At 72.1% G+C, this 21,873-nt stretch carries 12 protein-coding genes; 8 read left to right on the top strand and 4 right to left on the bottom strand.

All coding sequences use genetic code 11. From position 1 onward, the window contains the following. Positions 1 to 120 precede the first annotated feature (120 nt). Positions 121 to 306 carry a DUF6104 family protein gene (locus C8250_RS28140; protein WP_138350891.1) on the bottom strand — a complete coding sequence of 62 codons (186 nt, stop codon included), beginning with the start codon at positions 304 to 306 and terminating at the stop codon, positions 121 to 123. Positions 307 to 475: 169 nt separating this feature from the next. On the opposite strand from C8250_RS28140, the gene C8250_RS28145 reads away from it, so the two are divergent. The 7 genes from C8250_RS28145 to fxsT all read left to right on the top strand — a co-directional run bounded on the left by C8250_RS28145 (position 476) and on the right by fxsT (position 13,286). Beyond that, positions 476 to 2,587 (top strand): trypsin-like peptidase domain-containing protein, encoded by a 2,112-nt coding sequence (locus tag C8250_RS28145; protein ID WP_244809410.1) that lies wholly within the window; start codon positions 476 to 478, stop codon positions 2,585 to 2,587. Between the two features lie 100 nt (positions 2,588 to 2,687). Next, positions 2,688 to 3,737 carry a MoxR family ATPase gene (locus tag C8250_RS28150; protein ID WP_244809411.1) on the top strand — a complete coding sequence of 350 codons (1,050 nt, stop codon included), beginning with the start codon at positions 2,688 to 2,690 and terminating at the stop codon, positions 3,735 to 3,737. Positions 3,738 to 3,741: 4 nt separating this feature from the next. Continuing rightward, positions 3,742 to 7,179, top strand: coding sequence for an SAV_2336 N-terminal domain-related protein (locus C8250_RS28155; protein WP_138350889.1), 3,438 nt, complete (start codon positions 3,742 to 3,744; stop codon positions 7,177 to 7,179). A 97-nt stretch (positions 7,180 to 7,276) separates the two neighbouring features. Further along, on the top strand, positions 7,277 to 7,468 hold the full coding sequence (gene fxsA / locus C8250_RS28160; protein ID WP_138350888.1) for an FxSxx-COOH cyclophane-containing RiPP peptide: 192 nt from the start codon (positions 7,277 to 7,279) through the stop codon (positions 7,466 to 7,468). A gap of 172 nt (positions 7,469 to 7,640) precedes the next feature. After that, a complete protein-coding gene (locus tag C8250_RS28165; protein WP_269284405.1) occupies positions 7,641 to 8,810 on the top strand; it encodes an FxsB family cyclophane-forming radical SAM/SPASM peptide maturase in 1,170 nt (389 codons plus the stop codon). Continuing rightward, positions 8,807 to 10,231 carry an HEXXH motif domain-containing protein gene (locus C8250_RS28170; protein WP_138350887.1) on the top strand — a complete coding sequence of 475 codons (1,425 nt, stop codon included), beginning with the start codon at positions 8,807 to 8,809 and terminating at the stop codon, positions 10,229 to 10,231. The genes C8250_RS28165 and C8250_RS28170 overlap by 4 nt, the downstream gene beginning before the upstream one ends. Positions 10,232 to 10,289: 58 nt before the next feature. Further along, positions 10,290 to 13,286 carry an FxSxx-COOH system tetratricopeptide repeat protein gene (gene fxsT / locus C8250_RS28175; protein ID WP_138350886.1) on the top strand — a complete coding sequence of 999 codons (2,997 nt, stop codon included), beginning with the start codon at positions 10,290 to 10,292 and terminating at the stop codon, positions 13,284 to 13,286. A gap of 93 nt (positions 13,287 to 13,379) precedes the next feature. Here the strand turns inward: fxsT and C8250_RS28180 are convergent, their stop codons facing one another. The 3 genes from C8250_RS28180 to C8250_RS28190 form a co-directional block, all read right to left on the bottom strand. Beyond that, positions 13,380 to 17,165, bottom strand: a complete 3,786-nt coding sequence (locus C8250_RS28180) for a multifunctional oxoglutarate decarboxylase/oxoglutarate dehydrogenase thiamine pyrophosphate-binding subunit/dihydrolipoyllysine-residue succinyltransferase subunit (RefSeq protein ID WP_138350885.1) — start codon at positions 17,163 to 17,165, stop codon at positions 13,380 to 13,382. A gap of 230 nt (positions 17,166 to 17,395) precedes the next feature. Further along, entirely contained in the window at positions 17,396 to 18,472 is a 1,077-nt protein-coding gene (locus C8250_RS28185) for an ATP-binding protein (protein ID WP_138350884.1), read from the bottom strand. Beyond that, the gene (locus C8250_RS28190) at positions 18,469 to 19,185 is read right to left on the bottom strand and encodes a response regulator transcription factor (RefSeq protein ID WP_138350883.1); all 717 of its coding nucleotides are present in this window, start codon (positions 19,183 to 19,185) and stop codon (positions 18,469 to 18,471) included. Before C8250_RS28190 ends, C8250_RS28185 begins: the two co-directional genes overlap by 4 nt. A gap of 202 nt (positions 19,186 to 19,387) precedes the next feature. Between C8250_RS28190 and lon the strand changes: the two genes are divergently transcribed. Next, positions 19,388 to 21,805 carry an endopeptidase La gene (gene lon, locus C8250_RS28195; RefSeq protein WP_138350882.1) on the top strand — a complete coding sequence of 806 codons (2,418 nt, stop codon included), beginning with the start codon at positions 19,388 to 19,390 and terminating at the stop codon, positions 21,803 to 21,805. Positions 21,806 to 21,873 lie beyond the last annotated feature (68 nt).

Here is a 21,873-nt window from a genome sequence, read left to right on the forward strand (position 1 = left end):
TGAGAGACACGATATATCGCGTACTGGAGAAGTCAAGCGGCCTGTTCCGCGGTCCTGAGCCGTACTCGAGCCGTCCCCGAGCGGTGTCGATGGGCGCCGGTGCGGCGCCCGCGCGGGCCGTCACTCCTCGTCGTCGTCCTCGTCGTCCAGCCGGGCCAGCCAGGTGGCCAGCCGCTCCACGGGGATCTCGAAGTCGGGATTGAGGTCGACGAACTCGCGCAGCCGGGAGGCGAGCCACTCGAAGGTGACCTCCTCCTCGCCGCGCCGGCTCTCCAGCTCCTCGATACCGCGATCGGTGAAGTACACGAGATGCTCCATAGCTCCAAGCAGGGGTCACCGGTGCACACGGACACCGCGACACGGGGACGGTGGGACATTCCAGGCAAGGATAGGCAGCATTCCGACACTCCCTCGCGCGGGTCCTCGCAGGCCGCTAGCCTTTCGTTACTGCTGGCCGAACGGGGGGTGGCGCGGCGTGACAGGGGGGTATGGGGGCGCACAGGACGCACAGGACGAGGACTCGGATCCCTTCGAGACCCTGGCGCCCCTGGTGAGAGCCGCCACCGTACGTGTTCATGCCCCTCCGTCCGGGTATGCCCCGGACGGGTCCGGCGGTCCGTCCGCCGGGGACGTCGCCGTCCGCCCATGGGGCAGCGGCTTCTTCGTCGCCCCCAACTGGGTGCTCACCTGCGCCCATGTGGCGCTCCGGGGCGAGGGAGGCGCGGTGGTTGACGGTGGGCGCGAGGTCGGCATCACCTTCGACGGGCGCACGGTCCGCGGCCGCGTCGAATGGGCCGAACCGGCGGCGAATCCCGGACCGGGGTTGTGGCCCGCCCCCGACCTGGCGCTGATCCGGCTGCTGGAACCGGTGCCGCACGCCTGTGTCTGGCTCACCGAGCGCACCTCGAAGGTCTTCACCCGCAAGGAAGTCGCCTTCTTCGGCTGCATGGAGGTGGACGGCGAGGTCGAGGACGTCAGCGGCCGGTGCACGATCCGCGGCGAGCTGGGCAAGGACGGCAAGCTCCGCCTCGGCAACGAGGACGAGATCCCGTCGGGCGCCTCCGGCGGCCCGGTCGTCGACCTCGCCCGTGGCGAGGTGATCGGCGTGCTCAAGGCCCGGCGCGGCGGCCAGGACGGCGGACTGGCCATATCCGTCGTGCAGTTACGCGGGCTGCCGCTGCCGCAGGGGCCGGTCGGCGCCGAGTCCGACGACCTCTTCCAGCGGGTGGTGCACGCCCACGACCGGCATCATGCCGACCGCCACCGGCGCGCCGACACCAACGTCACGACCTGGACCGACGCCCACAACCTGATGGGCGCCACCCCCGGGCGCGCCCTTTCGCCCGGGATGCGCACCGAACTGCTCGGACTGCTCGCCGAACTCCCGCCACCGGTCAGCACATTGAGCCTGCTGGCGACGGTCAACGAACTGCGCGGCCAGCCCTGCGAGAACCTGCCGCTGGCGCCGCGCGGCTGGCGCGACGGGCTCGGGCTGCTCTACGAACTGCGGCGCGGGCAGAGCGAGTTGGAGACGGTGCTGCGCTACTGCGTCCATGCGGCGACGGCGGAGCGCCCGTACGAGGCGGCGCACGGCGCCGAGCGGCGGCTGTGGAACTGGGCGGCGGCCGTCGCCGCGAGCGAACGGGACCTGTCGCGCGGCTTCCGCAACGAGCTGGGCCGCGAATGGCTCGCCCGGGTCAACGACCGCAGGACGGACCCCGGCCCGTCCGGTGTGCGGGTCCCGGGCGCCGGCGGTCCGCCCGCCCGTGAGGCGGTCTCGCACCCCTCGGTGCTGCTGGAGATCGACCGCCGCGGCTGGGAACGGGACAGCTACGACTGGCGGATCGCCATCGTGGACGCGGCGGGCGACGTCCGGCCGGTGGCCGAGGGTGCGGAAGGCACCCGCCTCGGCGAACTGCCGGTGCGGCTGAGCGCCCCGCTCGCCGAGGCGTTCCGCCGCTGCGACGAGCCGGACCGCCGGGCGGTACTGCAGGTGGCGGTGGTCAGAGCGCTGCTCGAACTGCCGGTGGAGACCTGGCGGATACCGGCGGACGGGACGACGCTGGGGGAGCAGCGTCCGGTCGTGGTGCGCCGGGCCGACCCGGAGTACGACCCGGACGAGGTCGGCGAGGACGCGGCCCTGCGGAGGGCCCGCTGGAAGCGGGTGCAGGCCGGGCCGATGGAACCGGTGGTGCTGGACTGCGACGCCGGGGAGCCGGGGCCGGTCCCCTCGGACGACGAACTGCGCTCCCGTGGCCTGTACTCGGTGCCCGCGCTGTGCCGGGCCTCGGATGCCGAGGACGGCCCCGCGAACCTGCGCCGGGTCACCAACGCCGGGTACGGAGTGGTCCTCTGGCGCCGCGAACGGGCCGAACGGGACCTGGTGTGCACCGATTTCCACCGGGGGGTGGAACACGCGGTCGCCGCCGCCGCGCAGGCGGACCGGCTGCCGGAGGCGGTGCGTAAGCTGCGTGCCGATCTCGCCCGCCGCGAGCCCGAGGCCTACATCTCCAAGGGACTGATCCTGCTGTACGACGACCCGACCCGCCCGCTGCCCGGCACCGATCAGCCGCTGGAGACGCCATGACCGGCCGAACACACCCCTTATGTTCCGCCCCCACTCCGTGGGACGGTCGATACGTGGTCTGCGCTCCTGCCATCGACGTACGAGCGACGAGGAGCATGTAGTGCCTGACATCAACGCGCGGCCCGACGGGAATGCCGGGACCGACGGCAACGAAGAGAACGAGTGGCTGATCTACCGGGGTGCCGGGGAGCCGCACGACGGGATCAGTACGCTGCCCGATCCGCCGCCGTGGCGGGATTTCGACGGCGGCCCCCTCGTCGAGCCCGGCCCCGGCACGGACAGCGCCTCGACCCGCAGGCTCGGCGCGTACCGGCACATGGCGCAGCTGCACCGGCCCAGTCCGGAAGAGCTGGAGATCGTCAACGCCGCGCTGTACCTGCGCCGTCCGCTGCTGGTCACCGGCAGTCCCGGCACCGGCAAGAGCACGCTGGCGCATGCCGTCGCGTACGAGCTGGGTCTCGGACGGGTGCTGCGCTGGCCCATCGTCAGCCGCACCACGCTGCAGGACGGCCTCTACCGCTACGACGCCATCGCGCGGCTCCAGGACACCCAGATCGCGGCGAGCGGCCGGGCCCAGACGCCCGGCGGCATCGGCAGCTACATCCGGCTGGGCCCGCTGGGCACGGCGCTGCTGCCGACGGCGCGGCCCCGCGTCCTGCTCGTGGACGAACTGGACAAGAGCGATATCGATCTTCCCAATGACCTGCTGAACGTGCTGGAGGAGGGCGAGTTCGCGATCCCCGAGCTCGAACGGCTCGCCGAGCGCGAGCCGCGGGTCGAGGTGCTCACCGACGACAGTACGAAGGTGACGGTCGAGGACGGCCGGGTCGGCTGCCGGGCCTTCCCCTTCGTCGTGCTCACCAGCAACGGCGAGCGCGACTTCCCGGCGCCGCTGCTGCGGCGCTGCATCCATCTCGAACTGGGGCAGCCCGACCACAAACGGCTGGCCACCGTGGTCCGGGCGCATCTGGGGACCGAGGCGGCCAGGATCGGCGACGATCTGATCACCCGGTTCCTGGAGCGCTCGCGCAGCGAACTCCTCGCCGCCGACCAGCTGTTGAACGCGATCTACCTCACGCACCACGCCGCGCCGCCGTCCCGCGACCGGCTCGCCGACATGCTCATCCAGCGACTCGACCGGCCGAGGTGAGGGTGTGACAGCGCCTCCCCCCTCCCCGCCACCCGAGGCCCAGCCGCCTCCGTCGCCGCCTCCGCGGCCGCGCCGTGATCCGCTCGCGGAGATCATCGAGCGGCTGCGCGGGGCGGGGCTCGACCCGGACCTGGGTGAACTGGCCGACGCCGTCTGGCTGGCGCGCTGGTCGCAGCCCGCCGGGGCCGGCGCGGAGCCCGGTGAGTGGGCCGACGGCCCGCGCCCGGCGGACCGGGCGACCGGGCCGGCCGCGGTGGACACCGTGGACCGGCCGGCGGACCCGGCGGCCGACGCGGGGGACCGTCCCGACGATCCGGGGGCGGGATCCGGCCATCCCGGCGGCGGTCTGCCCGGGGGCAGCATCGCGCTGTATCCGGGGGACCGGGACCGTACGGCCGGTGGCGGACGGGGCTCCCCGCTGCCGGGCGGCGCCTTCTCCATCGGCGTGCCCGAGGCACCCGCACTGCCGGGACTGCTGGAACTGCAGCGGGCGCTGCGCCCGTTGCAGCGCTACCACAGCGCCGCACCGCCGATCCGCAGCGAGCTGGACGAGTCGGCGACGGCGGAGCGCAGCGCGCGGGCCGGCGGTCTGCTGATGCCGGTCTTCCGCAGCATCTCGCGGGGCGACGCCTCGCTGCAGCTGCTGATGGACGCCTCGTCGTCGATGTACGTGTGGGAACGCATGCTCGGCGAGTTCCAGCAGGTCTTCGGCCAGTTGGGCGCCTTCCGTGACGTCCATGTGCAGTATCTGCACCAGACCCCGGACGGCGGCGCCGCGGTGAGCCGCCGCTTCGAACCCGGCGCCGCCGGGCTGCGCTCCGCGGACCAGCTCAACGACCCGACGGGACGTCAGGTGACAGTGCTCGTCAGCGACTGCGCCGGCCCGCTGTGGCGCAGCGGCGAGGCGCACCGGCTGCTGCACCGGCTGTCCCGGCACGCGCCCGTCGCCGTGCTCCAGCCGCTGCCGCAGCGGCTGTGGTCCCGTACCCGGCTGCCGACCTCGTACGGGCTGCTGATGCGCGGGCAGGGCCCCGGACAGTCGGCGACGCTGCACTTCGAGGGGGAGGGCGCGCTGGAGCGACCCGGCATGGTCCCGGTCCCGGTGCTGCCGCCGACCGCCGCCGCGCTGGGCGCGTGGGCGCGGCTGCTGTCGGGCACCGGCACGGGACCGGTGCCGGCCGCGGTGGGCTGGGTGCGCGCCGACCAGCCGGCCGCACCGCCGTCCCGGCCGCGCAGACCGCTGGCCCCGGCCGAGCTCGTCGCCCGGTTCCGGTCCGCCGCCTCCCCGGGCGCTGCGCAGCTCGCGGTGTACGTGGCCGCGGCCCCGCTCTATCTGCCGGTGATGCAGCTGGTGCAGCGCACGATGCTGCCCGACTCCGGACCCGCGGAACTCTCCGAGGTGCTGCTCAGCGGGCTGCTCACCCGGGCCGGCTCGGGCGGCTCCGGCGGTCCCGGAACGGAGACGCCCCCGTACGGAACAGTGCTGGACACCCCCGCGTACGGCACCGTGATCGGCGAGGTGCCCGCGGCACGTCCGCCGGCGCAGTGGTACGCGTTCGCCGAGGGCGTCCAGGACGTCCTGCTGGGCCCGTTGGGGCGGGACGAGGCACTGCTGGTGCTCAAGCACTGCTCCGAGTACGTCGAGCAGCGGTTCGGGCTCGGCGGCCCCAACTTCCCGGCGCTGGCCATCGCCCAGCTGGCGGACGGCCGTGGCGGCGGAGCCGTGCCGGGACGGATACCGGCGCTGGACGGCGGTGCGGAGGAGTCGGCCCGGCGGGCCGCGCAGCCCTTCGCCCAGGTGGCGGCGAAGGTGCTGGAACGCTTCATCCCGCTGACGGACGTGACCGAGCAGATCGGTGTCGAGGGCGCCGGCGCTCCCCGTTCGCAGGCGGCGCTGGAACGGGCCAGGGTGCTCGTCGGGCGCTTCGAGTCCGACGGCATGGTGCAGAGCCTGCTGGACGCCGTACAACTGCTCCGCCGGGCGGCGGCCGCCGCGCTGCCGACCGCGGCCGATCCCGAGCTGTGGGGCGAGCTGGCGCAGAACCTGCTGCGGCTGTGGCGGCTGCAGGGCGAGGCCGGTCTGCTGCGCGAGGCGCAGGAGGCCGCGGAGATCGCGGTCGCCTCGCCCGGTGCGGTGCGGGCCCGCGCCGTGCTGGCCCGGGTGCTGCACGCGGCCGCCTCCGACCTGCGGGCGCTCGGCCAGCGGCAGGCCGCGCTGGAGCTGCTGCGGCGCGCCGACCGGGAGTTCACGGCGGCCGGCGCGGGCGCCGGGCTGGAGCCGGACGAGACGCTGCGGATCACCCTGGAGCGGGCCGAGGCGCTGGAGGAGCAGTGGCGGCTCAGCGGTGAGACCGGGCCGTTGCAGGAGACCATCGGCATGCTGGAGGCGTACTCCGACGGGCATCCCCGGTCCGGGGAGGACGTCCCCCAGCCGGCCGGCCTTTCGCTGGCCCGCGGGCGGGCGCTGTTGATGCTGGCCGGGACGGGTGACGATGCCGAGCGCTCCCGGGTGTACGCCGCGCAGGCCGCCGGGTCGCTGGAGTACGCCCGCGCAGCGCTGGCCGCGGAACAGGCGCCGATCGAGGACAGGGTCCGGGTTCAGCTGCTGCTGATCGACGCACTGCTGCTGGCGGGCGACCGGCTGGAGCAGGCCGGCCGGCTGGTGGCGCGGACGCTGGAGGACGTCAGGGAGCGGATACTCCGGGCCGAGGTGCTGGTCCGGTCGGCCCGGCTGTGGGTGCACCGGTATGCGGCGGGCGGGCCGCCGTCGGATCTGGACGAGGCGGCCGACCGGTTCCAGGATGCGGGCCACCAGATGATGCGGGACCGGCCCGAGTACGGCGAGTTGATGGAGGAGTGGGGCACGGTCCTGCTCCAGCGGGCGGAACTGGCGGGCGGGGCGGCGTTCGTCTCCCGTGCGATCCGGGTGCTGCGGGACTGCCGGATGCAGTCCCCGGCCGGTCACCCCCGGCTCACCCAGCGGCTGATGATGCTGGGCCGGGCGTTGTTGCTGCGGTACCGGACGAGTCAGGACCTGGTCGACCTCCGCGAGGCCGAGCACATCTTCGGGCTCGCGGCCCGGAACGGCGGCGCTCCGCTGGTGCGGGCCCGCGCCTGGCTGGAGCTGGGTGAGGCGAACCGGCTGAACTTCCGGCACACCGGGGGATCCGACCGGCTGGACCAGGCGGCGGACGCCTTCCGCAGGGCGGCCGAGACGGCCAGGGCTGCCGAGGAGGGGTCGGCCGACCCGGCCCCGGCGGTGCGGCTGACGGCCGAGGCGCACCACCGGCGCGGTGTGGTGTACGAGGCGGCACAACGGCCGCGGGCCGCGCGGGAGGCGTACCGGGCGGCCTTGGAGGAGTGGCGCAGACTCCCGGACGGTGGCGGACGGGACGCCGACTGGACGGCGGAACGGCTGGCCGCTCTGGGCGGCGGACGGTAGGCGCGGCGTTCCCGACGCCGTGCCGGGGGTTTTGCCCACCCGATGGGCGGGCATCCCAGATGGGCCCCAACTGCGGGGAATTGAGGGTGGTGTGACGATGGGTCAGGAAAATAGCGCGGAGCGTACCGGAACGGCGGCAGATCCGGACGGACTGCCGGATCTGCTGGACCTGGATCTGGAGACGCTGCGGGAACTGGACCACCCCGTGCTGTCCGAGGTACTGGAGGGCCTGCGGACCCGGCTGGGTGAGCCGTCCGAGACCCTTTGGGCATTCAACAGCGCTTTCTGAACGCGCGGCCGCCCGGCTCCTTCGCCCTGGTGCCCCGCCCGGTTTCGGTCGGATCGCAGGCCGATCCGGACAATGCCGCCGCACCGGGGTTTGTGCTGCCGCGAGAGAAGGAAGGTTCCGCCACGGACCGGGGGACAGGGGACATGCTGTGAGGCAGGCCACGGAAGGACCGGTGACGTCGCGGGAACCGGCAGGACCGGACGGTCCACGTGCGGTCCCCTTCCGCCAGTTCATCCTCAAGATGAACGGCCGCTGCAACCTCGCTTGCCGCTACTGCTATCTCTACGCGGGCCCGGACAGCGGCTGGCGGCACCGTCCCGCTACCCCCGCCGCACCGGTGCTCGACGCCACCGCCGCCCGGATCGCCGAACACGCCGCCGCGCACGGGCTCACCGACATCGCGGTCGTCCTGCACGGCGGCGAACCGCTGCTCGCCGAGACCGAAGCGCTCGGCGCCGTCGTCGACCGGGTGCGGGCCGCGGTGCCCGTGGACTGCGCCGTGCACGGCACCGTCCAGACCAACGGCACGCTGCTCGACGACGACCGGCTGCGGACGCTGGCCGCGCACCGGATCCGGGTCGGGGTGAGTCTCGACGGCGGGCTGCCCGGCCACAACCTGGCGCGAGTGGACCACGCGGGCCGTCCGTCCTGGCCGGCCGCCGCCCGCGGGCTGCGGTTGCTCGCCGAGGACCGGCACCGGGGGAGCTACGCGGGCGTGCTCTGTGTCGTCGACCTCGCCTCCGACCCCGCCGAGGTCTACGGGTCGCTGCTCGACTTCTCGCCGCCCGCGGTGGACTTCCTCCTCCCGCACGGCAACTGGAGTGTGCCGCCGCCAGGCCTGCCCGCGCCGGCCGAGCGGCCGTCCCCGTACGGCGACTGGCTGTGCACCGTCTTCGACCAGTGGTGGCGGTCCGACCGCCGCCGGATCCGGGTGCGGATCTTCGAGGAGTGCCTCGCGCTGCTCCTCGGCGTCCCGGCGGCCACCGAATCGCTGGGGCTGCGGGCGTTCGACGCCGTGGTGGTGGAGACCGACGGCAGCATCGAGCAGGTGGACTCGCTCAAGTCCGCCTACGAGGGCGCCGCCGCCACCGGGCTCGACGTCTTCCACCACACGTTCGACGAGGCACTCGCACACCCGGGTGTCGCCGCCCGCCAGGGCGGGCTCGCCGCGCTGGCCGGGCAGTGCCGCCGGTGCCCGCTGGTCCAGGTGTGCGGCGGCGGCAACTACGCCCACCGATATGTCGACGGCGAGGGCTTCCGCCATCCGTCCGTATATTGCGCCGATCTCCAGCGGCTGATCCGGCATGTCGCGGATCGGCTGGCCGAGGCGGCCGCGGCATGACCACAGGGATCCTCTCCGGTGCGGCCGGCCGCATCTCCGACGCCCTGCTCCGGGAACTCGGCGGCACCCACGGCGGGCGTGCGGAGCTCGCCCTTCTCGCGGCGGGCCAGCACCGGCTGCGGCTGCTCCAGCTCCGCGCCCTGTCCGACGCGGTCGCACAGCACCGCGGCCCGGCCGCGCCCGTGTTCCGCCGGCACTGGGCGCTGTTGGAGGCCGCCGACCGGTTCGACCGGGACGCGACGCGGCGTGTGCTGTTCTACCCCCTCGTCGGCCCCTGGGTCCGCCGCTGCCTGCTCCGGCTCGGCACCGGGGGGCACGGACCGGCACTCACCCACGAGCTGGCCTACCTCGGCGCCCTCGCGGCGGCCGCCGGGGTACGCGCCGGTGTGCCGTTCGCCCTCCGGCTCGACGACGAGGACGGTGCGCTGCCACTGCCCACTCTGGGGGCGCTGAGCGCGACCGGCGGAGGCGGTCAGCAGGCGTTCGGAACCGTTGAACTCCTCTTCGACGGGGACGTGCTGACGGTCACTCCGCAGGGGGACGCCCCTGCCGTGATCCGCCGCGGCCCCGACGGGAGCTGGCGGTCGGACGATCCGCGCTGGTTCCCGTTGCGGGTCCTCACCGGTGGACCGCGGCCGGTCCTGCTCGACGAGATCGACCCGTTCCGGACGCAGGGCAGCGGACTGGAACGGCACTGCCCGCGGGCCGGCGACCGGCTGACGCCCGCCGAGTCCGACCAGTGGCAGCACGCCTGGGCGGGCGCCATGGCCGTGCTGCACCTCGGCGGGGAGACGCGTCCCGCCGAGGTGGCGGATCTGCTGGAGTGCTTCGTGCCGCTGCTCCCGTCGCCCGGTGCGGGGTCGCACACCAGCGGTGTGTCCCGCAGCGGGACCCGCCGCGAGGCTTTCGGCGCCGTGCTCAGCAGCATCCCGCAGAGCCCCGGGTATCTCGCCGCGACGCTCGTCCATGAACTGCAGCACGCCAAACTCGGTGCTCTCGCCGACCTTGTACCGCTACATACGGCGGATGCCCAGCGACGGTACTGGGCCCCCTGGCGGCCCGATCCGCGGCCCTTCGACGGGCTGCTGCAGGGCGCGTACTCCCATCTGGCACTCGCCGAGTACTGGCAGCTGTTCGCCAGGGACACCAAGGACGCCGCGGAACGCGACAAGGCGTGGGCCGAACACTCCCGCTGCCGCGAACAGGTCGGCGCCGCACTGCCCGCGCTGGCCGGATCGCGGAGCCTCACGCCCGAGGGAAGAGTGTTCGTCAACGCCATGGTCCGACAGCTCACCCGATTGAAGGATCATCCCCCGCCCGAGGGGCACTTGGCCCGCGCGAGTGCGTATGTGGAGACCGCCCGCGGGATGTGGTGGAGGCGGACCTCGGGAGGGGAATCACCGGTGTATGTTCCCAGCTAAGGGATCTGACGGTCCGTCGAGGCCGTACGTTCGTTCGCATCACGAGGGAGACGGTCGCATGGCCGTAGTGCGGAAGTCGGCGGCAACGGCCGAAAGGCAGCCCGTCACCATCAGTTTCGCGGGATTCAACCGGGCCTGGGCCGCGTGGATCGGCTCGCGTCTCGAACGGCAGGGGCACCGGGTCGCCTTCGAGCGGTTCGACCCGCCCCCGGGGACCACGATCGAGCAGGCGCTCGAAGACCTGTTGCTCGCCGAGGGACGCATCCTCGTCATTCTCAGCGACTGGTACTTCCAGTTGGGCCCGCGCACCCACGAGGAGTGGAACCAGGCGCTGCGCGCCGTCGTCGCGACGAACACCGACCGCTTCGCCGCGGTCTCCGTCACCAACGCCGCGCTCCCGACCGCGACCGCCGCGCTCAGCGCCTCCTCACTGTGGGGCATCGGCGCGCATGAGGCCGAACGCCGGCTGCTGGCACGGCTCGGTACCGTCGACACCGCTCCCCTGGAGGAGAACCCGGCCCGCTCCGGCCCCCGCTTCCCCGCCGACCAGCCGCGGGTCTGGGGCGGCGTCCCGCGCCGCAACATCCGGTTCACCGGCCGGGAGAACCTGCTCGGCAGCATCTATCACCGGCTGCAGCAGGCCGAACACGGCGCCGCCGTCGTGACACTGCTCGGCATGTCCGGCGTCGGCAAGACCCAGATCGCCGCCGAGTACGTCTACCGCTTCGGTTCCGAGTACGACGCGGTGTGGTGGGTCCCCGCCGACCAGCGCGGCACCCTGCGCCAGCGGCTGGCCGAACTCGCCCCGGCCCTCGGCCTCACCACCGGGCCCGAGTACGGCGAGCGGCTGCGCGCCGTGCTCGACGCGTTGCGCCGAGGCAACCCGTACTCCCGCTGGCTGCTCGTACTGGACGGCGCCGACCAGGTCGGGGACATCGCGGACCTGCTGCCCAGCGGACCCGGGCATGTGCTGATCACCTCGCAGAACCGGGCCTGGGGCGAACACAACACCGCCCTGATGGAGGTCCCCGTCTACAGCCGCGACGAGAGCGTCGCCTTCGTCCGCCGCCGGGCCGACAGGCTCGACGACACCGACGCCGACCGGCTCGCGGAGGCGCTGGAGGACCTGCCGCTGCTGCTCGACCAGACGGCCGGCTGGCTGAGCGACTCCACCATGTCGGTGGACGAGTACATCGGGCTGCTGAGCACCGGGAACAACTCCGAGGCCGGCCTCAAGGTCGCCGCCGACTTCCCGATGACCTTCCAGACCGCCTGGTCGATACTGCTCAACCAACTGCGGGACACCGAGCCCGCCTCCATCGACCTGCTGCGGATGTGCGTCTTCTTCGCGCCCGGTCCCATTCCGGTCCGGCTGCTGCGCGAACTGCCGGTACGTGACCTTCCCGAGCAGCTCGTCGGGTTGATGAACGATCCGCTGCGCTGGAACGACGCCACGGCCAAGCTCGTCCAGTACTCGGTGGTCCGCCGCGAGTCGCACGACGTGGGGTCCGACGATCCGGGCGGCGGCTCCGAGATCCTGCACATGCACCGCATGGTCCACCAGACGGTGCGCGACGGCATGTCCGAGGCCGACCGGCGCGAGTACGCCGTGGTGGTGCGCCGCGCGCTGGCCGCCGCCGACCCGGGCCGGCCCACCGACACCCGGCTGTGGCCGCGGTACGCGGAGATCACGCCGCACCTGAAGGCGGCGGGGGTGCTGGAGAGCACCGACCCGGACATCCAGCAGCTGGTGCTCAACTCGCTCCGGTACATGTACCTGTCGGGCGAGTACACCTCCGGGCTCAAGCTGGCGGAACGCGGGCTCGCCGCCTGGAAGGCACTGCTCGGGGAATTCCACCCCCGTATCTGGGACATCACCCGGCACTACGCCAACCTCCTGCACGCGACCGGCAGTTACGAGAAGGCTGAGTCGATCTGCCGGATCGCCGTGGACCATCTGCGGGAGGAGCGCGGGCAGCAGGACCTCGACCTGCTGCGCGCCGCCACCGGCCTGGCCGCGTCCCTGCGCGGCCTCGCCCGGTACGACGAGGCGCACGAGGTGTCCCGGCTGGTGCTGGAGGGCTATCTCGAACTCGTCGGGGACCGCGATTCGCGCACCCTCAGCGCCCGCAACAACCTCGCCGTCTCGGTGCGGCTGCTCGGCCGCTACCAGGAGGCGCTCGAACTCGACCGGCAGACCCTCGACATCCGTCGCGACGCGCTGCGCCCGCGGCACTCCTGGACGCTCTTCTCCGAGATCAACTACGCCTGGGACCTGCGGCTGCTCGGACGGTACGACGAGTCCGTCTCGGTACAGGAACGCAGCGTCCGTACCCACCGCGACGTCATGGGCGTCGACAACCCGCAGACCCTGCGGGCCGAACACACCCTCATCATGGGCCAGTACCGGACGGGTGAACGCCGCGCCCCGGTGCTGCTGGCCCGGCTGCTGGAACGAGTGGAGCGGGTGCTGGGCGAGAACCACCCCCTGACGCTCATGGTCGCCTCCAGCTACTCCTGTGTGGCACGCGAACACGGCGACCTGGACCGCGCACGCGGCGTCGGCGAGGGTGTCGCCCGGCGCTACCGCGCCACTCTCGGCCCCGTACACCCGTATGTGCTGGGCTGCCTCGGCAACAACGGGCTCGTGCTGCGCGCGGCGGGTGAGCGCCAACAGGCCCAGGAACTGATCGAGGAGGCGCTCACGGGGATGAACGAGGCGGTCGGACCGGACCATCCCTGGACGCTGGGCTGCGCACTGAACGCCACCGCCACCCGCAACTTCTCCGGTGATCCCGAAGGGGCGGCCGAACTCAGCCGCGACACATCGGCGCGCGCCGCGGTCTCCCTGGGCGCCACCCACCCGCTGACGCTCTCCGCCCGGATCGCGCTCGCCGCCGACCTGCGGGCGCTGCGCAAGATCCAGGAGGCGGAGAAGATCGAGGAGGAGGCGCTCGCCTCGCTGTCCGCGACGCAGGGCGCCCAGCACGTCCACACCGTCTCCGCCCGGTCCCGCACCCGGCCGTTCTGGGACTTCGAGCCCCAGGGCACCTAGCGCACCGCCTGGGCACGGACAAGGGCCGGGCCCGCCACCTGGATTCAGGTAGCGGGCCCGGCCCTTGTCGCACGTGGTGTCGTGCGCCCGTGGTCAGATCTCGAAGACCTCGTTGACCAGGGACTCCTGCTCGGCCTGGTGGCGCTTGGCGGAGCCGACGGCCGGCGACGAGGACGACGGGCGGGAAACCCGGCGCAGTCGGTCGGCGTTGTCGGGAGCGGCGCCCAGCACCAGGTCCAGGTGGTCGATCAGGTTCAGCGCGATGAACGGCCACGCACCCTGGTTGGCCGGCTCGTCCTGCGCCCACACGTACTTCTGGGCACCGGTGTACCGCGCCAGCTCGGTCTGGATCTCCTTGCCGGGGAGCGGGTAGAGCCGCTCGATCCGGACGATGGCGACCTCGTTCGCGCCCTTGGCCTCACGTGCCGCGATCAGGTCGTAGTAGACCTTGCCGGAGCAGAAGACCACCTTGCGGACGGCGGACGGGCTGACCGTCGTGTCACCGATGACCGGCTGGAACCCGCCCGAAGTGAAGTCCTCGGACCGGGAGTTCGCGGCCTTCAGTCGCAGCATCGACTTCGGGGTGAAGACGATGAGCGGCTTGTGGTGCGGGTTGTGCACCTGCCAGCGCAGCAGGTGGAAGTAGTTCGCCGGCGTGGTGGGGCTGGCGACCGTCATGTTGTTCTGGGCGCACATCGCCAGGAACCGCTCGATGCGGGCCGAGGAGTGGTCCGGGCCCTGTCCCTCGTAGCCGTGCGGCAGCAGCAGGGTGACGCCGGACGTCTGGCCCCACTTCTGCTCGGCGGAGGAGATGAACTCGTCGACGACGGTCTGCGCGCCGTTGACGAAGTCACCGAACTGCGCCTCCCACATCACCAGCGCCTCGGGCCGGGCCAGCGAGTAGCCGTACTCGAAGCCCATCGCCGCGTACTCGCTGAGCAGCGAGTCGTAGACGTTGTAACGGGCCTGGTCCTCGGAGAGGTAGAGCAGCGGGGTGTAGTCCTCGCCGGTCTCCCGGTCGACCAGCACGGCGTGCCGCTGGCCGAACGTGCCACGGCGGGAGTCCTGGCCGGCGAGCCGGACCGGGGTGCCCTCCATGAGCAGCGAGCCGACGGCGAGGGTCTCGCCCATCGCCCAGTCGATTGTGCCGTCCTCGACGCTGGCCGCGCGGCGCTGCAGCTGCGGCAGCAGGCGCGGGTGGACGGTGATCCGGTCCGGGATGTTGACCTGGGCGGCGGCGATCCGCTTGATGGTCTCCTGGCTGATCGCCGTGTCCAGCTTGACCGGGAACTCCTGCGTCGGCACCGGCATTTCGGTGGCGGCAGGGGTGGAGGCGGCCTCGCGGACCTCGGTGAAGACCTTCTCCAGCTGGCCCTGGTAGTCCTGCAGAGCCTGCTCGGCCTCTTCCAGGGTGATGTCGCCCCGGCCGATGAGGGACTCGGTGTAGAGCTTGCGCACCGAGCGCTTCTTGTCGATCAGGTCGTACATCAGGGGCTGGGTGAACGACGGGTTGTCGGCCTCGTTGTGACCGCGGCGGCGGTAGCAGACCAGGTCGATCACGACGTCCTTGTTGAACGTCTGGCGGAACTCGAAGGCCAGCCGCGCGACGCGGACCACGGCCTCCGGGTCGTCGCCGTTCACGTGGAAGATCGGCGCCTCGATCATGCGGGCGACGTCGGTGCAGTACATCGACGAGCGCGACGCGGCCGGGGCGGCGGTGAAGCCGACCTGGTTGTTGATCACGATGTGCACGGTGCCGCCGGTGCGGTAGCCGCGCAGCTGCGACATGTTCAGCGTCTCCGCGACGACGCCCTGGCCGGCGAAGGCCGCGTCGCCGTGCAGCGCGACCGGCATGACGGTGAAGTCGGTGCCCGCCTTGTTGATGATGTCCTGCTTGGCGCGCGCGATGCCCTCGACGATCGGGTCGACGGCCTCCAGGTGCGAGGGGTTCGCCGCCAGCGAGACGGTGATCTGCTCGCCGTCCAGACCGGTGAAGGTGCCCTGAGCGCCCAGGTGGTACTTGACGTCGCCGGAGCCGTGCATCGACTTCGGGTCGAGGTTGCCCTCGAACTCGCGGAAGATCTGCGCGTACGACTTGCCGACGATGTTCGCCAGCACGTTCAGCCGGCCACGGTGGGCCATGCCGATGACGACCTCGTCCAGACGCGACTCGGCGGCCGCGTCGATGACGGCGTCGAGCAGCGGGATGACGGACTCGCCGCCCTCCAGCGAGAACCGCTTCTGGCCGACGTACTTGGTCTGCAGGAACGTCTCGAACGCTTCGGCCGCGTTCAGCCGGCGCAGGATCCGCAGCTGCTCGTCGCGCTCCGGCTTGGTGTGCGACCGCTCGACGCGGTCCTGGATCCACCGGCGCTGCTTCGGGTCCTGGATGTGCATGAACTCGACGCCGACGGTGCGGCAGTACGAGTCGCGCAGCACACCGAGGATGTCGCGGAGCTTCATCAGCGACTTGCCGGCGAACCCGCCGACCGCGAACTCGCGCTCCAGGTCCCACAGGGTGAGGCCGTGCTCCAGGACGTCCAGGTCCGGGTGCTTGCGCTGGCGGTACTCCAGCGGGTCGGTGTCGGCCATGACGTGGCCGCGGACCCGGTAGGAGTGGATCAGCTCGAAGACCCGCGCGGCCTTGGTGACGTCGTCGTCGTGCGCGGTGTCGATGTCGGTCCGCCAGCGGACCGGCTCGTACGGGATCCGCAGCGACTCGAAGATGTCGTCGAAGAAGCCGTTCTCGCCGAGCAGCAGCAGGCTCATCTGGCGCAGGAACTCGCCGGACGCCGCACCCTGGATGACCCGGTGGTCGTAGGTGCTGGTCAGCGTCATGACCTTGGAGATGCCGAGCTTGTTCAGGGTGTCCTGCGACGTGCCCTGGAACTCCGCCGGGTAGTCCATCGCGCCGACGCCGAGGATCAGACCCTGGCCGGGCATCAGCCGCGGCACGGAGTGCACGGTGCCGATGCCGCCGGGGTTGGTCAGCGACGCGGTGACGCCGGTGAAGTCGTCCATCGTCAGCTTGTTCGCGCGGGCGCGGCGGACGATGTCCTCGTACGCCTGCCAGAACTCGAAGAAGTTGAGCGTCTCGGCCTTCTTGATGGCCGCGACGACCAGCTGGCGGTCGCCGTTGGGCTTCACCAGGTCGATGGCCAGGCCCAGGTTGACGTGGGCCGGCTTGACCAGCGTCGGCTTGCCGTCCTTCTCCGTGAAGGAGTGGTTCATCGTCGGCATGGCCTTGAGGGCCTGCACCATCGCGTACCCGATGAGGTGCGTGAAGGAGACCTTCCCGCCCCGGGCGCGCTTGAGGTGGTTGTTGATGACGATGCGGTTGTCGAACAGCAGCTTCACGGGAATCGCGCGAACGCTGGTCGCCGTCGGCAGTTCGAGGCTGGCGTTCATGTTCTTCGCGACGGCGGCCGACGGGCCGCGCAGCGTGACGTACTCCGGTCCCTCGGCAGCCGCTGCCGGTTCCGCGGCCTTGGCCGGTGCGGCCGCTGCCTTCGCGGGAGCGGCGGCCGGCTTGGCGGGGGCCGGGGTGGTGGCCGCGGGCGTGGCTGCCGCGGCGGCCGGCGCCGGAGCGGCGGCCTTCGCAGCGGCCGGCGCGGCCTGTGGGGCAGGGACAGCAGCCGTGACCGGGGCGGCCGGGGCCGGCGCGGCCGGGGCGGCCACGGACGAACCCGTGTCCGTCCCTGGCTTGTAATCGGCAAAGAAGTCCCACCAGGCTCGGTCTACCGAGTTCGGGTCCTGGAGGTACTGCTGGTAGATCTCATCGACGAGCCACTCGTTGGGGCCGAAGCCCGCGGCAGGGCTCTTGCCCTGACCGTTGGTCTCGATCGATGTGCTCGAGCTATTGGGGGACTGTGGCGACACGGCGGCAACCGCCCTCTTCCGCTTCACAAGATGGTGGACAGCGGGAATAAAGGCTACGCCTACCGGGCCGTTCGGCGCAGGCCCGGGGGTCAGTCGTCGCGTAAGTCACACCGGAAGAGGGGTTTCGGCGCTGTGCATGGCGGGAAATTGGTCCCTCTTAAGGGGTTGTGACGGCGTCCCCCCGTACGAGTACGGCCCGCTGTCCGCCGCACCCGTATTGCCAGCCTATGTCAACGTTGCGCGGGAACCGAACCCGGAAGCGTGACGCGGATCCGGCAGCCACGGGGGGATTCGGCCACCTCGATGTCCCCGCCGTGCAGATCGACCGCCCAGCGGGCGATGGCCAGCCCCAGTCCCGTACCGCCGTCGCCGCCGGGGTGGGCGCCCCGGTTGAAGCGGTCGAAGACCCGGTTGCGCTCGGACTCCGGGATGCCCGGACCCTCGTCCCGCACATCCAGGTCCAGGCTCCCGGGCACCGCCCCGCGCCGGGCGCGGACGGTGACCCGGCCGCCGGGCGGGCTGTGCTTGACGGCGTTGTCGACGAGGTTGGCCACCACCTGGTGCAGCCGCTCGGCGTCGGCGTACGCGGTCAGCTCCGGCGGTGAGACGTCCAGGTGCAGATGGACGTCGGCGCGGGGGCGGCTGCGCCGGCCGGCGCGGGCGGCGCCCTCCATGCCCAGGCTGGCCGTCTTCAGGACGGCCGACAGATAGGGCCAGACCTCGAAGGGCTTGGCGTCCAGGTGCACCGCGCCGCTGTCCAGCCGGGACAGGTCCAGCAGCTGGCTGACCAGCTTGCCCAGCCGCTCGGTCTGCTGCAGCGCGGTCCGCATCGTCTCGGGATCGGCCTCGGACACCCCGTCGACGACGTTCTCCAGGACCGCGCGCAGCGCCGCGATGGGCGTCCTGAGCTCATGTGAGACATTCGCCACCAGTTCCTTGCGGTGCTGGTCGACGGCCTCCAGATCGGCCGCCATGCGGTTGAACGTCTCCGCCAGCTCACCGACCTCGTCGCGGCGCACCTGCGCCACCCGTCGGCTGTAGTCGCCCTGCGCCATGGCCCGCGCGACCGCGGTCATCTCCCGCAGCGGCGCCGTCAGGCCGTGCGCCACGAACTGGGTGATCAGCAGACAGGCGATGATCGAGAAGATCGTGATCACCCGGAGCTCGGTGGCCGAGTGGATCGCGACGATCACCAGCAGCGTCGTGATCAGCACCGAGACGACGACCAGCAGTTGCAGGGCCGCCTTGATGGACCGCAGCGGGTCGTAGGGCCTCAGCGCCGCCCACAGGCGCGCCCACAGCCTCATGGGGCCGGGGTCTCCAGCGCGTAGCCGACGCCGTGCACCGTACGGATCCGCTCGGCGCCGATCTTGCGGCGCAGCGCCTTCACGTGGCTGTCGACGGTGCGGGTGCCGGACGCGTCGGCCCAGTCCCAGACCTCGGCGAGCAGCTGCTCACGGGAGAGGACGGCGCGCGGCTGCTGTGCCAGGCACACCAGCAGGTCGAATTCGGTCGGGGTCAGGTGCACATCCGTGCCGCGCACCCGGACCCGTCTCTGGGAGTTGTCGATCTCCAGGTCGCCCAGTTGCAGACTGCCGCCGCGCGGGCTGTGCGCGGCTATCGTCGCGCGCTCCACGCGGCGCAGCAGTACGTGCACCCGGGCGGCCAGCTCGCGCATGGAGAACGGCTTGGTCATGTAGTCGTCCGCGCCGACCCCGAGGCCGACGAGCATGTCGGTCTCGTCGTCACGTGCGGTCAGCATCAGCACCGGCACCGGCCGCTGCGCCTGGACCCGGCGGCAGACCTCCAGGCCGTCGTAGCCGGGCAGCATGACGTCGAGCACCAGCAGATCGGGCTGCCAGGCGATCGCGGTCTCCACCGCGGTGGGTCCGTCGCCCGCTGTGCGTACCTGGAACCCTTCGGCGCGCAGCCTTGCCGCGATGGCGTCGGCGATCGTCGGATCGTCCTCCACCACCAGCACCCGGCGCTGTGCGCCTGGTGTCGTCTGTGTGCTGTCCATTGCCGCCCCACAAGGTCGTCCCGGTTGGCATGCAGCGTACGGGGCGGTCGGCGCGCTCGGCTACGTGGCCCAAAAGGGGCACCCGGCGTCCTTTCCGGGCGTCACGAACGTGATCGCTCAGAGCGAACATCCGTTGGGGAACACCGGGGGCATCAGATGCATTGAGTCCACATAGCTCAACTTGCTTGCTTAGGGAGAGATCATGGCTGCTGTAACCGCATCGTCCGGACCGCTCACCCTGCCCGTGCTGCCACTGGATGACGCTGTGGTGCTGCCCGGCATGGTGGTGCCGCTGGACCTGACCGACACCGAGGTGCGCGCGGCCGTGGAAGCCGCGCAGGCCGCGCACGTCTCAGGAAGTAAGAGCAAGCCGCAGGTGCTGCTTGTTCCACGGATCGACGGCACGTACGCCGCGGTCGGCACGCTCGGCTGGATCGAGCAGGTCGGCCGGCTGCCCGACGGGGACCCGGGCGCGGTCATCCGCGGGGTGACCAGGGTGCGGATCGGGGCCGGCACCACCGGACCCGGCGCCGCGCTGTGGGTGGAGGCGACCAAGGTCGAGGAGCCGGCGGTCACCGAGGCGCCCGGCGCGGTCGCCGAGCTCGTCAAGGAGTACAAGGCACTGGCCACCAGCTGGCTGCGCAAGCGCGGCGCCTGGCAGGTCGTGGACCGGGTGCAGCAGATCGAGGACGTCTCGCAGCTCGCGGACAACTCCGGCTACTCCTCGTTCCTGACGACCGAGCAGCGGTTGCAGCTGCTGGAGACCGGCGACCCGGTGGAGCGGCTGCGGATCGCCATCGCCACGCTGCGCGACCACCTCGCGGAGCAGGACGTCGCGGACACCATCCGCAAGGACGTGCAGGAGGGGATGGAGAAGGCGCAGCGCGAGTTCCTGCTCCGCCAGCAGCTGGACGCCGTCCGCAAGGAGCTGTCCGAGCTGAACGGTGAGCCGGAGGACGAGGCCGGTGACTACCGGGCCCGCGTCGAGGCCGCCGATCTGCCGGAGAAGGTCCGCGAGGCCGCGCTCAAGGAGGTCGAGAAGCTGGAGCGCTCCTCCGACGCCTCGCCCGAGGGCAGCTGGATCCGCACCTGGCTGGACACGGTGCTCGAACTGCCGTGGAACACCACCACCGACGACGTGTACGACATCCCGGGCGCGCGCTCGGTGCTCGACGCGGACCACGCGGGCCTCGACGACGTCAAGGAGCGCATCACCGAGTACCTGGCGGTGCGCAAGCGCCGCTCGGACCGCGGTCTGGGCGTCGTGGGCGGCCGTCGCGGAGGCGCCGTGCTGGCGCTCGTCGGCCCTCCCGGGGTCGGCAAGACCTCGCTCGGCGAATCCGTCGCGAAGGCGATGGGACGGAAGTTCGTCCGGGTCTCGCTCGGCGGCGTCCGGGACGAGGCGGAGATCCGCGGCCACCGGCGCACCTACGTCGGCGCGCTGCCCGGCCGCATCGTCCGGGCCATCAAGGAGGCCGGGTCGATGAACCCGGTGGTGCTGCTCGACGAGATCGACAAGGTCGGCTCCGACTACCGGGGCGACCCGGCGGCGGCACTGCTGGAGGTGCTGGACCCGGCACAGAACCACACCTTCCGGGACCACTACCTGGAGGTCGAACTGGACCTGAGCGATGTGGTCTTCCTGGCCACCGCCAACGTCCTGGACTCGATCCCCGAGCCGCTGCTCGACCGGATGGAACTGGTCAGGCTGGACGGCTACACCGAGGACGAGAAGGTCACCATCGCCCGTGACCACCTGCTCCCGCGCCAGCTGGAGCGGGCCGGACTGGTCACCGACGAGGTGTCGCTCGACGATTCGGCGCTGCGCAAGCTCGCCGGGGAGTACACCCGCGAGGCGGGTGTGCGCACCCTGGAGCGGTCGATCGCCCGCATCCTGCGGAAGATCGCGGCCCGGCACGAACTGGGCGAGCAGAAGCTGCCGTTCACCGTCACCGACGCGGATCTGCGGGCGCTGATCGGGCGGCCGCACCACACCCCCGAGTCGGCGCAGGAGCCGGACGAGCGGCGGACGGCCGTCCCCGGGGTGGCGACCGGCCTGGCCGTGACCGGGGCGGGCGGCGACGTGCTGTTCATCGAGGCGTCGCTGGCCGACCCGGAGACGGGCGGATCGGGGCTGACCCTCACCGGCCAGCTCGGCGACGTCATGAAGGAGTCGGCACAGATCGCGCTCTCCTTCCTGCGCTCGCACGGCGCGGAACTGGAGCTGCCGGTCGGCGACCTGAAGGAGCGCGGTGTGCACATCCACGTGCCCGCCGGCGGCATCCCGAAGGACGGCCCGAGCGCGGGCGTCACGATGACGACGGCGCTCGCCTCGCTGCTGTCGGGGCAGCGGGTCCGCACCGATGTGGCGATGACCGGTGAGGTGTCGCTGACCGGGCGGGTGCTGCCGATCGGCGGCGTCAAGCAGAAGCTGCTGGCCGCGCACCGGGCCGGAATCACCACGGTGATCATCCCGAAGCGCAACGAGCCCGACCTGGACGACGTGCCCGCGGAGATCCTGGAGAAGCTCGAGGTGCACCCGGTCTCCGACGTCCGGCAGGTGCTGAAGCTGGCGCTCGAGCAGTCGGTGACGGAGGACCGGATCCCGGTCGCCGCCTGACCGTCGGACCGCTGCCGTGGCGGCAACGGAGCGGTGCACACAGAACAGGGCGCTCCCCTCCCCCCGTG

Origin of the sequence: Streptomyces sp. So13.3, from assembly GCF_005860785.2 — a bacterium.
Lineage (GTDB): Bacteria > Actinomycetota > Actinomycetes > Streptomycetales > Streptomycetaceae > Actinacidiphila > Actinacidiphila fildesensis.